This is a genomic window from Microbacterium sp. 3J1, assembly GCF_001049495.1.
Lineage (GTDB): Bacteria > Actinomycetota > Actinomycetes > Actinomycetales > Microbacteriaceae > Microbacterium.
On the sequence record NZ_CDWI01000011.1, the window covers coordinates 909549 to 925001 of the forward strand.

Consider the following 15453-nt stretch of genomic DNA (forward strand, 5'->3'; position numbering starts at 1 on the left):
GCCGGTCAGCCGTGGGTGACCGTCGGCACGTGCGGCTCGTTCTGGTGGCGCAGCCAGATCGTCGACAGCGCGGGCAGGGTGATGGTGGCGACCGACGCTGATGCGTCCCCATCGGGGTGCGCGACGACCATCCCGAGGTTCCCCGAACCGCGGCCACCGAACTCTGCGGCATCCGAGTTCAGGATCTCCTGCCACACGCCCTCGCGCGGGAGGACGAGCCGGTAGCCGCCGCGCTCGACACCCGAGAAGTTGCTGATCACGACGATGCGTCCGCCGTGCGCGTCGCGCCGCTCGAAGGCGATGACGCTGGGATCCCAGCTCGGTGCTCCGAGTCGCGAGAAGGATGAGGCGTCGTTGTCGCGCTCCCAGAGGGGTGCGTGAGCTCGGTACGTCCGGTTGAGCTGACCGACGAAGTCCTGGAGCTGTAGGTGAGACGGCTGCTCCAGGAGCCACCAGTCGAGTTCCCGAGATTCCGACCATTCCCCGAGCTGACCGAACTCCTGGCCCATGAACAGCAGTTTCTTGCCCGGGTGCCCCCACATGTACGCGAGGTAGGCGCGGGCGTTGGCGAGTTTGTGCCAGTGATCGCCGGGCATCTTCGACACGAGGCTGCCCTTGCCGTGCACGACCTCGTCGTGGCTGATGGGCAGGAGGTAGTTCTCGCCGAACGCGTAGACGAACGAGAAGGTCATCTCGCCTTCATGGTGCGATCGGTACATGGGGTCGCGCTGGATGTACTGCAGGGAGTCGTTCATCCAGCCCATGTTCCATTTGAAGCCGAAGCCCAGACCCGCGTGGTCTGTGGGGGCGGTGACGCCGGGGAAGCTGGTCGACTCCTCGGCGATCATGAGGATGCCGGGGTGCAGACGGTAGGCCGTCGCGTTGACCTCCTGGAGGAAGCGGATGGCTTCGAGGTTCTCGCGACCGCCGTGGATGTTGGGCTCCCACTCGCCGGCCTTGCGTGAGTAGTCGAGGTAGAGCATCGACGCCACGGCGTCGACCCGCAGCCCGTCGACGTGGAACTCGTCGAGCCAGTACAGCGCGTTGGCGACGAGAAAACCGCGGACCTCCGGGCGCCCGTAGTCGAAGATCAGCGTGCCCCAGTCCTGATGCTCGCCGCGTCGCGGATCCGGGTGCTCGTACAGAGGCTGGCCGTCGAACCTGGCGAGAGCGAAGGCGTCCTTCGGGAAGTGCCCCGGGACCCAGTCCAGGAGCACTCCGATACCGGCCTGGTGGAGACGGTCGATCAGATAGCGGAGGTCGTCGGGGCTGCCGAATCGACTCGTGGGCGCGTAGTAGCCGCTGATCTGGTAACCCCAGGAGCCCCCGAACGGATGCTCCGCCAGAGGCATGAACTCGACATGCGTGAAGCCGGCTTCGGTCACATGATCGATGAGGGCGTCGGCCGCTTCACGGTACCCGAGTCCAGCTCGCCATGAACCCAGATGCACTTCGTACACGGAGAGGGGCTGCGCGACGGCGTGGGTCGCCGCGCGGCGGGTCATCCACGCGCCGTCCGACCACGCATAGTCGGATCGGGTCACGACGGATGCCGTCTCCGGCGGGACCTGGGCGGCCTGAGCCATCGGGTCGGCTTTGAAGATCCAGGCGCCGTCCCGCGTCCGGATCTGGTACTTGTAGGTGGTTCCGACACCGAGATCCGGGATGAACAGCTCCCAGATCCCGCTCCCGCCCATCGAGCGCATGGCATGCGACTCGCCGCTCCAGCCGTTGAGCTCGCCGACCACGCGCACCGCGGTGGCGTTGGGTGCCCAGACGGCGAAGGCGACGCCGTCGTCACCCTCGAGATTTCGGGGATGCGCGCCGAGGACCTGCCAGAGGCGCTCATGTCGTCCCTCGGCGATGAGGTGCAGATCCATCTCGCCGACGGTCGGAAGGTGCCGGTACGGATCGCCGACGATCATCTCGGCGCCATCTTCGTACGCCGTGGCGATTCGGTAGGGAACCGGCGCGCCGTCATGCTGAGCCTCCCAGATCCCGTGCGCCACGTGTTCGAGGTCGAGTCGCGTGCCGTCGGGGAAGACAGCCGCGACCGATGCGGCCAGAGGCCGGCGCGCTCGGATGACCGTCGCGGTGCGGCCGCCGGCGTCCGTCACGGGGTGTGCTCCGAGCACCGCGTGCGGATCATGATGGGAGCCGTCCGCGACCGCCGCCCACTCGGGGGATTCCGTCACATCTTCCACGTAGCTCATACCCGCTCCCTCACCTTCAGAATGTGCACCGGCTCCGTGAAGGCGTCGAGGCGCACGTAGTTGTGGTCGGCCCACGTCCACACCGCACCCGTCAGAAGGTCCTCGACCTCGAACGGCTCGCCGGGCACGACACCCCAGACCGACGTATCGAGGTGCACGGTCGTCTCGCGAACCGAATGCGGGTCGACGTTGGCCACGACGATGACGGTGTCGGGCTGCCCGGTGCCGGTGAGTGCGGCGTCGAGATGCTTGCTGTACACGAGTACGGAATCGTCATCGCTCCAGTGCACGGAGAGGTTGCGCAGCTGCCGCAGCGCCGGGTGCGCCTGGCGGATCTCGTTGAGCCTGCGCAGGAGCGGGGCGAGGGAGTCGCCGGCGGCTTCCGCCGCCTCCCAGTCACGCAGCTTGAACTCGTACTTCTCATTGTCGATGTTCTCTTCGGACCCCGGACGAGCGACGTTCTCGAACAGCTCGTATCCCGCGTACACGCCGTAGATCGGCGCTCCGGTCGCCGCGATGCACGCCCGGATGCGGTACGCGGACCGCCCACCGAACTGCAGGTACTCCGTGAGGATGTCGTGCGTGTTCACGAAGAGATTCGGACGCATGTAGTCGCTGGTCTCGTGAGAGACCGTCGTGAGGAACTCCTCGAGCTCGGCCTTGGTGTTGCGCCAGGTGAAGTAGCTGTAGCTCTGCTGGAATCCGACGGCCGCCAGGGCCCGCATCACGGCGGGCCTGGTGAAGGCCTCTGCCAGGAAGATGACGTCGGGGTCCTCCGCGTTCACAGTGGCTATGAGCCACTCCCAGAACTGCAGGGGCTTGGTATGCGGATTGTCCACCCGGAAGATCTTGACCCCTTCGCGCACCCAGTGCTGCACGATGCGCAGCATCTCGCGATAGATGCCCTCAGGGTCGTTGTCGAAGTTCAGGGGGTAGATGTCCTGATACTTCTTGGGCGGGTTCTCGGCGTAGGCGATCGTTCCGTCGGGGAGCGTGGTGAACCACTCCGGATGCTCGACGACCCACGGGTGGTCGGGCGATGCCTGCAGCGCGAGGTCGAGAGCGACCTCGAGCCCCTCGCTCCGAGCTGCCCTCACGAAGGCTCGGAAATCGGCGGCCTTGCCGAGGTCGGGGTGGATGGCGTCGTGCCCGCCCTCCGCCGATCCGATGGCATAGGGGGAGCCGGGGTCGCCGGGCTCCGTGGTGAGAGTGTTGTTGCGCCCCTTGCGATTCGTGGTCCCGATGGGGTGGATCGGCACGAGGTAGATGACGTCGAAGCCCATCGCTGCGACAGCCGGCAGTCGCTTCGACGCCGTGCGGAAGGTGCCGCTCTTGATCGAGCCGTCCTTGAGTCGCCTCGCGCCCTCCGAACGAGGGAAGAACTCGTACCAGGCGCCGACCCCGGCGGCGGTGCGTTCGACGAGCAGCTCATGGGTCGCCGTCGAGGAGCGGAGCGTGACCAGGGGGCGCTCGGCGAAGACGCGCGCGAGCTCGCCGTCGGTGGACAGTGCGAGGGCGACGTCGGCGTCACCGGTCGCGAGCGCAGTGGCGTGGGCGCGCAGCATGGTGCGCTGAGCCGCCGGGCGGTCGCGCTCGGTCAGAGCCCGGTTCATCAGCTCGGCCCCGAGTGCCGCCATGACGGGTACGTCCACACCGGCGGCCACCTTGAGCTCTGCGGCGTGGGCCCATGTGGCGAAGTCGTCGGAGAACGCCTCGAAGCGGAAGGACCACCGGCCCTGGAGGTCGATCGCGACGTCCGCAGCCCAGGTGTCGGTGCCGTCGAGCCGCGGTGTCAGGCGGTGCAGGGTCTCTTCGCCGTCCGGTGAGGTCAGACGCAGATGCACTCCGATCAGGTCGTGCCCCTCGCGGAAGGCGACCACGCTGAACGGTACGACCTCGCCGACATACGCCTTCGGCGCGAAGCCGCCGGGCACCGCCGGGAGGGCCTTCAGCATCGGTATGCGGGTGGCCCGGAGACTCTCGCCGTCCGAGACCTGCGCGAACGGGCGCAGAGGGATCTGAGTGGGGCTCCGGAGAGCCTGGGGGCGAGTACTCGTACGTGCAGCCACCCCCCGAATGTACCGCGACCCGCTCGGAGCGGGTAGCGAGCCGGAGCCCGGCGCGCCGTGCGTCATTCCACCCGGAACAGGCGCATCGAGGTACCGGCGATGGGGAGGACATCACCGGGGGCGAAGACCTCTGAGACCTCTGAGGGTCGGTCTTCGGCACTGGACCAGAGCGACACGAACCGGGTGGCATCCTCGAGGGTCTCCGGCAGCGTGACGTCGATCGGCGACTCCGTTCCGTGGACGATCAGGAGGATGCGGTTCGCCGGCTCGCGATCGGGTGTGGAGGCTGCGACGTACTGCAGCGTCCGGTTGCCCGGATCGGTCCACTGATCGCTCTCCATCGTCTCGCCGTTCTGGTTGAACCAGTCCATGACCGAGGCGTTGGGGATGTGCTCGCCGAGGCGTGCGTATCTGCTGGGTCGCAGGGCAGGATTCTCGTTGCGGAGTCGGGTCAGGCGCTCGACATGGGCGCGCAGATCGGTCTGCCACGGCTCGTCGTCCCAGCTCAGCCAGGTCATCGCCGAGTCCTGCGCATAGGCATTGTTGTTGCCTCGCTGGGTGCGTCCGACCTCATCGCCGGCCGTGATCATCGGGATGCCGGCGGAGAGGAGGAGCGTGCCGAGGAGGTTGCGCATGGCCTTGCGCCGTGCGGCGAGGATCGACGGGTCGTCGGTGGGCCCCTCGATCCCGTGATTGAACGCGCGGTTCGTGTCGGCTCCGTCGCGGTTGTGCTCGCCGTTCGCCTCATTGTGCTTGACGTCGTAGGACACCAGGTCGTGCAGAGTGAAGCCGTCGTGCGCCGTGACGAAGTTGATGCTCGCGAGAGGGCCTCGCTCGTCGGCGAAGGTGTTGGACGAACCAGCCAGCCTCGTCGCGAACCCGCCGATGCCCACCGGGGCGGAGGCGCGTCGCGCATAATCGATGTCGCTGAGCCAGAAATTGCGGACGCGGTCCCGGTAGCGGTCGTTCCACTCGTGCCAGCCATCGGGGAAGTTCCCGGTCTGCCACCCGCCGAGACCGACGTCCCACGGCTCCGCGATGAGCTTGGTCTCGCTGAGGATCGGATCGTTCGCGATCGCCGTGAGGAGCGGATGCTCCGGCGTGTAGGAGTGCGAGGCGTCGCGGGCGATGGCCGTGGCGAGATCGAAGCGGAATCCGTCGATCTGCATCTCCTGGGCCCAGTACCGGAGAGAGTCGAGGACGAGTCGAGCCCCGGCGTCGACCGATGTGTCGACCGTGTTGCCGCATCCGGTGGTGTCGATGTACGCACCGGAACGGTCCTGGCGGTAGTAGCTCGCGTTGTCGATGCCGCGGAAGCTGGAGCGCGGTCCGCCGATGCCCTCCTCGGAGGTGTGGTTGTACACGACGTCGAGGATCACCTCGAGACCGGCCTCGTGCAGGAGCCGCACCATCCCCTTGAACTCCGCGAGAATCGCCTCCGGTCCCATCTTGCGGGCCTCTTCTGTGGCGTAGGCGGTATGCGGCGTGAAGAAGTTGAGGGTGTTGTATCCCCAGTAGTTGGTGAGTCCTCGCTCGAGCAGACGCGGTTCGGGAACGAAGGCGTGCACGGGGAGGAGCTCGATCGACGTGACGCCGAGCGCGTGGAGGTACTCGATCATCGCGGGGTGGGCGAGCCCGGCGTAGGTGCCGTGCAATGCGGGCGGGATATCGGGATGCCGCTTCGTGAGGCCCTTGACGTGCCCCTCGTAGATCACGGTCCTGTCGAGGGGGATCCGCGGTTTCTGCGACTCACCCCAGTCGAAGCCGTCGACGATCACGACGGAGCGCCATTCCTCATAGCCGTCACCCTGGGCCAGCCCCCGTGCGTACGGGTCGAGCAGGAGCGTCTCCGGATTGAAGGTGTTGCCCGGGCCGTGCGGCCCGCCCACCCGGATGGCGTACCTCGTGCCTGGCTGGAGCAGTGGCGTCGTGACTTCCCAAACGCCGCCCGGCAGACGCTCCAGGCTCGCTTGATCGATGACCCAGTCGACGTCGGTCGCGTCGAACACGACGAGCTCCACGGAGGTCGCGTTCTGGGACCAGACCCGAAGGGTTCCGACGCCGTCGTGCAGACGGACGCCGAGGTGGTCGAGTGCAGAACCGCCGGGCGCGGCGGTGTCTCGGGTCTCGGGCATGAGTACACCATAGAGTGCCGCGCTCGGGTCTCAGGACACCTCACACTCAGTTCCACGTGCCGCCGGCCGATCGGCCGCCATCCAGTGCCGGAATGCGCCCTGTACCGTGTCGAGATGGGGGAGCATGGGAGTATGCAGCACTATCTCGATCACGCGGCGACCACGCCTCTGCGTCCGGAGGCGCGAGCGGCGTGGCTGGCGGCGAGCGACATCGTCGGCAACGCGTCGTCGACCCACGGTGCGGGGCAGGACGCACGTCGTCTGCTCGAGGAGTCCCGCGAGCGGACGGCGTCGATGCTCGGGTGCGACCCGATCGAAGTCGTGTTCACTTCAGGGGGAACCGAGTCGATCAATCTCGCTCTGCAAGGGCTCTGGAGGGCCCGGAAGGCAGGCGCCGACGCCGTCGTGATGCCGGACGGCGAGCATCACGCGACAATGGACACGATCGAGGCGCTGGTGAAGACCGGAGCGGTGCTCCGACCCGTCCCGGTGACGTCGAGCGCAGGGATCGACGTGTCGGACTTCGCCCGTCCTCTGCCGGGCGCCGCACTGGCCACCGCGCTGGTCGCGAACAACGAGGTCGGGACGGTGAACGATGCGCCGGGGTTGGCCGCCGCGGCTGCGGATGCCGGGGTTCCACTCCATCTCGACGCCGTCGCCGCGCTCGGACACCTCCCGCTGTCGTTCCGCTCTCTGCGGGGAGACGCCGCCTCGGGAGCGGGACTCGTCGCGATGAGCGTCGCAGGGCACAAGATCGGCGCGCCTGTCGGAGTGGGAGCGCTCGTGACAGCGAGATCCGCATCGCTCGCGGCGCTGCTTCACGGTGGCGCCCAGCAGCGCGGACTCCGTGCCGGCACGCAGGACGTCGCGGGAGCGGCTGCGTTCGCCACGGCCCTCGAGATCGCCGAACAGGAGCGAGAGGCCGAGGTCGCGCGGGTGGGTGGCCTTCGAGACCGGCTCATCGACGGCATCCGTTCGCGAGTGCCCGCCACGGAGCTCCTCGGTGATCCGGAACACCGGCTGCCGGGCAACGCCCACTTCCTCTTCCCCGGGGCGGTGGGCGAGAGCCTCCTCTTCCTGCTCGATATGGCGGGGGTCGCCGCCTCGACCGGCTCGGCCTGTCAGGCGGGGGTCGCGGAGCCGTCGCACGTCGTGATGGCCATGGGGCGCAGCGAGCACGAAGCCCGGAGTGTGCTGCGGTTCACACTCGGCCGCACGTCGACGGATGCCGACATCGACGCGGTGCTGGCGACGATCGCCGACGCGTATGCCCGCGCATCCGGGTCCGGTACAGGCATGCGCTCGTAGACTGGACACATGAAGATTCTCGCGGCCATGAGCGGTGGAGTGGACTCCGCGGTGGCGGCGGCCCGGGCGGTGGAAGCGGGCCACGAGGTCGTCGGCGTCCACCTGGCGCTGTCCCGTGCCGGGGGCACGTTGCGGACGGGCAGTCGCGGATGCTGCACCATCGAGGATGCGCTCGATGCGCGTCGGGCCGCCGACCTGCTGGGAATCCCGTTCTACGTGTGGGACTTCTCCGAGCGCTTCAGGGAAGACGTGATCGCGGACTTCGTGTCGGAGTACCAGGCCGGGCGCACCCCGAATCCATGCATGCGGTGCAACGAGAAGATCAAGTTCGCAGCCCTGCTCGAGAGAGCGATCGAACTCGGATTCGATGGGGTGTGCACCGGGCATTACGCGACGCTCGTGCCGACCGACGCAGGGCTCGAGCTCCATCGCGCCGCGGACAATGCGAAGGACCAGTCCTACGTCCTCGGAGTGCTCACCGCGGAACAGCTCGCGCACACGTACTTCCCGCTGGGGACCACACCGTCGAAGGCCGTGGTTCGTGCGGAGGCCGCGGCGCGCGGGCTCACCGTGGCGCAGAAGCCCGATAGCCACGACATCTGCTTCATTCCGGACGGAGACACCCGGGGCTGGCTGGCCGAGAAGGTCGGCACGGCCACGGGCGAGATCGTCGATCGTGAGGGAGCCGTCGTCGGGTCCCACGAGGGAGCCCATGCGTTCACCGTGGGCCAGCGACGAGGGCTGAAGCTCGGGGTGCCTGCGTCAGACGGCAAGCCGCGATTCGTCCTCGAGGTCCGACCGGTGACCAACACGGTGGTGGTCGGCCCCAAGGAGGCTCTGGCGATCGCCGAGATCGCAGGGCAGCGGTTCAGCTGGGCCGGCGCCGCGCCGGTCGACGCCGAGTTCGAGTGCGAGGTGCAGATTCGCGCGCACTCCGAGCCGGAACCTGCGACGGCGTACGTCGACTCCGACGGTGTCCGGGTGGTGCCGGAGCGTTCGCTCGACGGTGTCGCACCCGGTCAGACGGCCGTCCTCTACGTGGGGACGCGGGTTCTCGGTCAATTCACCATCGACCGCACGGTGTCCGCTGTGCCCGTCGACGCGTAGGGCACTCCCACGCGATGTCGGCACCCGCTCGTAGACTGGCGGGGTGCCGGAGAACATCTCGCTGGAAGACGCCCGTGTCGAAGCAGAAGAACTGACGACCCGCATCCTCGAGGCGAAGGACGCCTACTACGGACGCGACACGTCTCTCGTCGACGACTTCACCTACGACGGGTGGATGCACCGCCTCGAAGAGCTGGAGCGCCTGCATCCCGAGCTGCAGGGCCAGGATTCACCCACGCAGATGGTGGGAGCGGCAGAGGCGACGGGCCTCGCGACGATCGAGCACGCCGAGCGGATGCTGAGCCTCGACAACGTCTTCTCCCTCGAGGAGCTCACGGAGTGGGCGGCGAAGACGCGAGCCTCCGCGGGACGCGACGTGGACTGGCTCACCGAGCTCAAGATCGATGGGCTCGCCATCAACCTGCGTTACGAGAACGGCCGGCTGACCTCCGCGGCGACTCGGGGTGACGGCCGGGTCGGCGAGATCGTCACCGAGAATGCACTGCGGCTCCCCGAGATCCCGCTCCAGCTCGACGGCACGGGCCACCCGCCCATCGTGGAGGTGCGTGGTGAGGTGTTCATCCCGGTCGCCGCCTTCGAACGCCTCAATGCCGCGCAGGCCGAGTTCCGCGAACGCGCATACGCCGACGCACTCGCGCGCTGGGAGAAGAGGGGCGGGGTCAAGAAGCCCTTCGAGGAGGAGAAGGCGCGGTCCGCTGCGGCGCGGCGTTTTCCCTCGTTCGCCAATCCACGCAATGCCGCGAGTGGGGGCCTGCGACAGCAGATCGACAAGAAGAACGGGCTCGAGCTCGAAGCGGGGATGCTGCGGATCGAATCGCTCGCGCTCTACGTGCACGGCGTCGGCGCGTGGCAGAACCCGCCGGTCGCGGCGCAGAGCCAGGTGTACGAGAAGCTGGCCGAGTGGGGCCTGCCGACGAGCCCGCACACCAAGGTCTGCGCGAGCATCGACGAGGTCGCGGCGTTCGTGGAGTACTACGGAGAGCACCGGCACGACATCGAGCACGAGCTCGACGGCATCGTCGTGAAGGTCGACGAGCTCTCGCTGCATGACGAGCTCGGCGCCACCAGTCGTGCCCCGCGGTGGGCGATCGCGTACAAGTACCCGCCCGAAGAGGTGCAGACGAAGCTCCTCGATATCGTCGTGTCCGTCGGCCGGACGGGGCGCGCCACGCCGTTCGCGGTGATGGCCCCGGCCCAGGTCGCCGGCTCCGTGGTGCGCCAGGCCACCCTCCACAACAAGGACGTCGTCAAGGCCAAGGGCGTGCTGATCGGCGACACCGTGGTTCTGCGCAAGGCCGGGGACGTGATCCCCGAGGTCCTGGGCCCGGTCGTCGAGCGGCGCGACGGCTCCGAACGCGAGTTCGTGATGCCTGAGGCGTGTCCTGAGTGCGGTACGCCGCTGCGAGCGATGAAGGAGGGCGACATCGACCTCCGCTGCCCGAACGCGCGGTCGTGCCCTGCACAGGTGCGTGGTCGCGTCGAGCACATCGGCTCGCGGGGGGCTCTCGACATCGAGGCGCTCGGCGAGGTGACCGCCGCCGCGCTGACCCAGCCGACCACGCCTGCCGATCCGCCGCTCGAGACCGAAGCGGGGCTGTTCGCTCTGACCCTCGAGGAGATCGTGCCGATCGAGGTGGTCGTGCGCGACGCCGAGACGGGTCTGCCGAAGGAAGACGAGGACGGTGTCGTCAAGACGCGCGCCCCCTTCCGGCGCAATCCCACCGCTGCCGAGAAGAAGTCCGGCCTCGAAGGACCCCAACCGTCATCTCAGGCGCTCACGCTGCTCGCCGAACTCGAGAAGGCGAAGACCAAAGACCTCTGGCGGCTGCTCGTCTCGCTCAACATCCGCCACGTCGGTCCGGTCGCCGCTCGCGCGCTCGCCCAGTGGTTCGGATCGCTCGAGGCGATCCGGCGCGCATCCAGAGACGAGCTGGCCGCGGTCGAGGGGGTGGGCGGCATCATCGCCGATTCCCTCCTCGCTTGGTTCGAGATCGATTGGCATCAGGAGATCGTGCGTCGGTGGGACGCCGCGGGCGTGCAGTGGGCGACGCCGGGGCATCCGGGACCAGGGGCCGCAGTCGTCGAGGGCGGTGTCCTCGACGGGCTCACGGTCGTCGCGACGGGGTCGCTGGAGGGCTACACGCGCGACGGCGCGCAGGAGGCGATCATCCAGGCGGGTGGCAAGGCCGCGTCCAGTGTCTCCAAGAAGACCGACTTCGTCGCGGCAGGGCCTGGTGCGGGTTCCAAGCTCGCCAAGGCGGAGGAGCTCGGCATCCGGATCCTCGACGCTGCGCAGTTCCACATCCTCGTGACCGAAGGGCCGGACGCTCTGGGATGAAGCGCTACGGACCGTTGATCGCCGTCCCTGGGGCCCTCGCCGTCGGCGACCCGGGGAGGAGCCACCTCCGTCTCACGCCTGACGCACTGCTGATCCGCGAAGGCACAGACAACCGCGGGATCATTCCGTGGACTCAGGTGCAGAGAGTGGTCCTCGATGTGCCGACGACGCGATTCCGTCTGCCGGGTCTCCTCAGCACGCTCGTTCTCGGGGCTCTGACATTCCTCGCCCTCTCAGATCTCGGAGTGGACCCGGATGACGGGGCGGTCGACATGCTGGTGGACGGGCAATCCACCACCGCGCCACTGAGTCGCCATCACGTCGGCGGGTACTGGGCTCCGACCGTCGACGGCGCTCATCGGCTGCTGCAGCACCTCATCGACAACCCGGAACAGCGATCGCTGCTCTCCCACCCAGAACAGCTCATCGATGTGGCGGCACGCCTCGCACGCAACGCGACGACAGGAGCTTCAGGCTCCTGACCGGCTCACGCGGGGGAGAGGGTCGCAGGAACTTCGTGTGATCCCGTGCGTCGATCCGAGCCCCTGAAAGACAGGACGAGCGCGCCCGCTCCACCCCACGCGCGCCAGGCCCGAACATCGTCGGGACCTGGCGCGCTGGATATGCGTTGCTGATCAGCCCTTGTGACGCGGCTTGCGGAACGGCTTCTCGCCACGCTCCTCAGTGCGTGCAGGACGGTCGTCGCGGTCGTAGCGCGGACGGTCGTAGCCGCCTCGTGCGCCGGCGTCGCGAGGTCCGTCAGTGCGTCGAGCCCCAGGACCGCGGTCGGGCTTGATCTCGATCAGACGACCCGAGATGCGGGTGTCCTTGAGCTTGTCCAGCACGGACGAGTCGAGGTTGGCGGGCAGCTCGACGACGGTGAAGTCCGGGCGGATGTTGATCGCGCCGAAGTCGTCACGACCCAGTCCGCCTTCGTTCGCGAGGGCGCCGACGATCTGACGGGGCTCGACACGGTGACGGCGTCCGACCTCGATGCGGTAGGGCTTGTAGTCTCCACGTCCGCGACGCTCACGCGGCTCGCGGGTCTCCCGCCGGTCGCCGCGGTTGCTGTTCTCGCGCGGCGGTCGGTTGTCGTACTCGACGGCCTTCGACAGCGGGTCATCTGCCGGGTCGAGGAGCAGCGGGGTGTCGCCCTGCGCCACGACCGCGAGAGCGGCAGCGACATCCGCCTCGGGCACATCGTGATTGCGGACGTAGTGGTCGATGACGTCGCGGAACTTCTCGATACGCGAGGCATCGCCCAGCGCGCTCGTGATGGCGTCATCGAAACGGGCGAGACGGGTGGTGTTCACGTCGTCGAGGCTCGGCAGCTGCATCTGCGTGGGCGCCTGACGCGTCGCCTTCTCGATCGACTTGAGCAGGTAGCGCTCGCGCGGCGTGATGAAGCTGATCGCATCTCCGGTGCGGCCGGCGCGGCCGGTGCGACCGATGCGGTGCACGTACGACTCGGTGTCGGTGGGGATGTCGAAGTTGATGACGTGGCTGATGCGCTCGACGTCGAGACCGCGCGCGGCGACGTCGGTCGCGACGAGGATGTCGAGCTTGCTCGCCTTGAGCTGGTTCACGCTGCGCTCACGCTGCACCTGAGGCACGTCGCCGTTGATCGCGGCGGCGGAGTAGCCGCGTGCGCGGAGCTTCTCGGCGAGGGTCTCGGTCTCGTTCTTGGTACGGACGAACACGATCATGCCGTCGAAGTTCTCGACCTCGAGGATGCGGGTGAGGGCGTCGACCTTCTGCGCGTACGACACCACGAGGTAGCGCTGCGTGATGTTGGTGCCGGTCGCCGTCTTCGACTTGATGCTGATCTCTTCGGGCTCGCGCAGGTACTTCTGCGCCAGGCGGCGGATCTGCGGCGGCATCGTGGCGGAGAAGAGGGCGACCTGCTTCTCTTCCGGGGTCTGCGCGAGGATCTGCTCGACGTCTTCCGCGAAGCCCATCTTCAGCATCTCGTCCGCCTCGTCGAGGACCAGGTACTGCAGCTGCGACAGATCGAGCGTGCCCTTGGCGAGGTGGTCCATGATGCGTCCGGGGGTTCCGACGATCACGTGGACTCCGCGGCGGAGTGCCGACAGCTGCACGCCGTAGCCCTGGCCGCCGTAGACGGGGAGGACGTGGACGCCCTTCATCTTCGAGGCATACGACTCGAAAGCCTCGCAGACCTGCAGGGCGAGCTCGCGGGTCGGCGCGAGCACGAGCGCCTGCGGCGTCTTCTGCGACACGTCGAGGCGCTCGAGGACGGGGAGCGCGAAGGCCGCGGTCTTTCCCGTGCCGGTCTGAGCCATGCCGACGACGTCGCGACCCGACAGAAGCGTCGGGATCGTGGCGGCCTGGATGGGGGAGGGGGTCTCGTAGCCGAGGTCTCGGATCGCCTTGAGGACGGGGCCGGTGATGCCGAGCTCCTCGAATCCAGGGGTCTCGGGGGCGTCGGTGGGCACAGCGTCTTCAGGAGTCACTGACCAAGGGTAGCGCTTCGCGGGATTCCGCGCCTGTGAGGGCGCCCTCAGGAGCCGTTGGTCAGAGCCAGGAGCTTCTCCTTCACCTGACGACGCAGGACCTTCCCGATGAGCGACTTCGGCAGTTCGTCGACCACGAAGATGCGGCGAGGGACCTTGTAGGGAGTGAGGATGCTCCGCGCGTACTCGCGGACCGCCTCCACATCTACATCCGAGCCGCTGTCGACGACGATCGCCGCGACGACCTCCTCGCCGGAGTGATCGCTGGGGAGCCCGATGACGGCCGCGTCCGAGACCTGCGGATGCTGGCGCAGCGCATTCTCGACCTCCGTCGGAGCGACATTGAAGCCGCCGGTGATGATGAGCTCCTTGATGCGATCGACGATGCGGACGAAACCGGAGTCGTCGATGGTCACGATGTCTCCCGTTCGGAACCACCCGTCGGTGAACACGGCCTCGGTCTCCTCGGGCTTTCCGTAGTACCCGGAGAAGACCTGGGGACCCCGTACGATCAGCTCTCCTGCCGACCCGGCCGGAACGTCTGAGGTGGGATCCTCGGGGTCGACCACACGGCATTCGGTTCCTGGCAGCGGGAGCCCCACGGTTCCGGGCACTCGATTGTCGGCGACCGGATTGGCCATGAGCACGGGGGAGCACTCGCTCAGCCCGTATCCCTCGACGAGGAATCCGTTCGTCGCGGCCTCGAAGGGGACCACGAGGTCGTGCGGCAGCGCCATCGCGCCCGAGATCGCGACATCGATGCCGTCGAGCGACACGCCCTGGGCGTTGGCCGCAGCCAGCAGTCGGTCGGCGATCGGCGGCACGAGCGGCAGGAAGGTCGCCGGGTGCTTCTTCACGACGTCGAGCACGAGGTCGGGATCGAACTTCGGGAACAGGACCAGCCGGGCACCCATGGACATCGCGAAGGTGAGGCAGAGCGTCAGTCCGTAGGCGTGGAACATCGGGAGCACCGCGTACACGACGCATCCCTTGCCGCGCTGGATCGACGGCACCCACGCCTGCGCCTGCGCGGCATTCGCCAGAAGGTTGCGATGGGTGAGGGCCGCTCCCTTCGGAGTGCCCGTCGTCCCGGAGGTGTATTGGATGATCGCGAGGTCGTCGGTCGCCGGCTTCGGGTGCGTCGCCGGGATCGGGGCGGATCGCACGACGGCGTCCCACGTGACGGTTCCGCGTACGCGCTCCGTGAGGGCCGATCGAGACTCGCGCGCCTTGGACACGGGCAGCCCGAGGGCGGCCCGCGTGAGGAACGGCATCGCTCGGGTGACGTCGACGGAGACGAGGTTGGCGACCGCGAGGTCCGCCGGGAACTCCTGCACCGTCGCAACGACCTTGTTCCAGACGATCGCGTGCTTCGCGCCGTGATCCTCGAACTGCTTGCGGAGCTCGCGCGGGGTGTAGAGCGGGTTGTGCTCGACGACCACGGCACCGAGGCGCAGCACCGCATAGAACGCGACGATGTGCTGCGGGCAGTTGGGAAGCACGATGGCGACGGGGTCGCCGGGTCGTACACCGAGATCGCGAAGACCGGTCGCCGCCCGATCGATCGCGTCCTGCAGCTCGGCGTAGGTCGTCTCGCGCCCGAAGAACTGCAGCGCAGGGGCGTCCGGGTAGTCGCGTGCCGATGCCGCGACGATGTCGATCAGCGAACCGGTCACAGGGGCGAGGTCTTCCGGCACGCCGTCCGCGTAGCTGGCGACCCACGGGCGGGGAGGCAGGTAGGTGCTCACGTGCCCAGCATAGGGCGGCGGTCACCCGGCTGCGGGCGAC

General features: G+C 68.1%; 9 protein-coding genes. 4 read left to right on the top strand and 5 right to left on the bottom strand.

Going from position 1 to position 15453, the window contains the following annotated elements; translation table 11 throughout:
• Window positions 1–5: 5 nt before the first annotated feature.
• From glgB to glgX, 3 genes are all read right to left on the bottom strand, one after another.
• Window positions 6–2213 carry a 1,4-alpha-glucan branching protein GlgB gene (gene glgB, locus BN2660_RS13430; protein WP_091232961.1) on the bottom strand — a complete coding sequence of 736 codons (2208 nt, stop codon included), beginning with the start codon at window positions 2211–2213 and terminating at the stop codon, window positions 6–8.
• On the bottom strand, window positions 2210–4168 hold the full coding sequence (locus BN2660_RS13435) for an alpha-1,4-glucan--maltose-1-phosphate maltosyltransferase (RefSeq protein ID WP_176697216.1): 1959 nt from the start codon (window positions 4166–4168) through the stop codon (window positions 2210–2212). Before BN2660_RS13435 ends, glgB begins: the two co-directional genes overlap by 4 nt.
• A gap of 176 nt (window positions 4169–4344) precedes the next feature.
• Window positions 4345–6417, bottom strand: a complete 2073-nt coding sequence (gene glgX, locus BN2660_RS13440) for a glycogen debranching protein GlgX (protein ID WP_091232966.1) — start codon at window positions 6415–6417, stop codon at window positions 4345–4347.
• 132 nt (window positions 6418–6549) lie between these two features.
• Between glgX and BN2660_RS13445 the strand changes: the two genes are divergently transcribed.
• From BN2660_RS13445 to BN2660_RS13460, 4 genes are read left to right on the top strand one after another with little or no spacing between them, the layout of a single operon-like run.
• Window positions 6550–7725: a cysteine desulfurase family protein gene (locus BN2660_RS13445; RefSeq protein ID WP_091232968.1), complete on the top strand. Its 1176-nt coding sequence runs from the start codon at window positions 6550–6552 to the stop codon at window positions 7723–7725.
• A gap of 9 nt (window positions 7726–7734) precedes the next feature.
• Window positions 7735–8832, top strand: a complete 1098-nt coding sequence (mnmA, locus tag BN2660_RS13450; protein ID WP_091232971.1) for a tRNA 2-thiouridine(34) synthase MnmA — start codon at window positions 7735–7737, stop codon at window positions 8830–8832.
• A 43-nt stretch (window positions 8833–8875) separates the two neighbouring features.
• Window positions 8876–11191: an NAD-dependent DNA ligase LigA gene (gene ligA / locus BN2660_RS13455; protein WP_091232972.1), complete on the top strand. Its 2316-nt coding sequence runs from the start codon at window positions 8876–8878 to the stop codon at window positions 11189–11191.
• The gene (locus BN2660_RS13460) at window positions 11188–11673 is read left to right on the top strand and encodes a hypothetical protein (RefSeq protein WP_091232976.1); all 486 of its coding nucleotides are present in this window, start codon (window positions 11188–11190) and stop codon (window positions 11671–11673) included. The genes ligA and BN2660_RS13460 overlap by 4 nt, the downstream gene beginning before the upstream one ends.
• Window positions 11674–11826: 153 nt before the next feature.
• On the opposite strand, the gene BN2660_RS13465 is transcribed toward BN2660_RS13460, so the two are convergent.
• Window positions 11827–13665, bottom strand: a complete 1839-nt coding sequence (locus tag BN2660_RS13465) for a DEAD/DEAH box helicase (protein ID WP_255305167.1) — start codon at window positions 13663–13665, stop codon at window positions 11827–11829.
• A gap of 47 nt (window positions 13666–13712) precedes the next feature.
• Window positions 13713–15413, bottom strand: coding sequence for a long-chain-fatty-acid--CoA ligase (locus tag BN2660_RS13470; RefSeq protein ID WP_091232982.1), 1701 nt, complete (start codon window positions 15411–15413; stop codon window positions 13713–13715).
• Window positions 15414–15453: the final 40 nt, after the last annotated feature.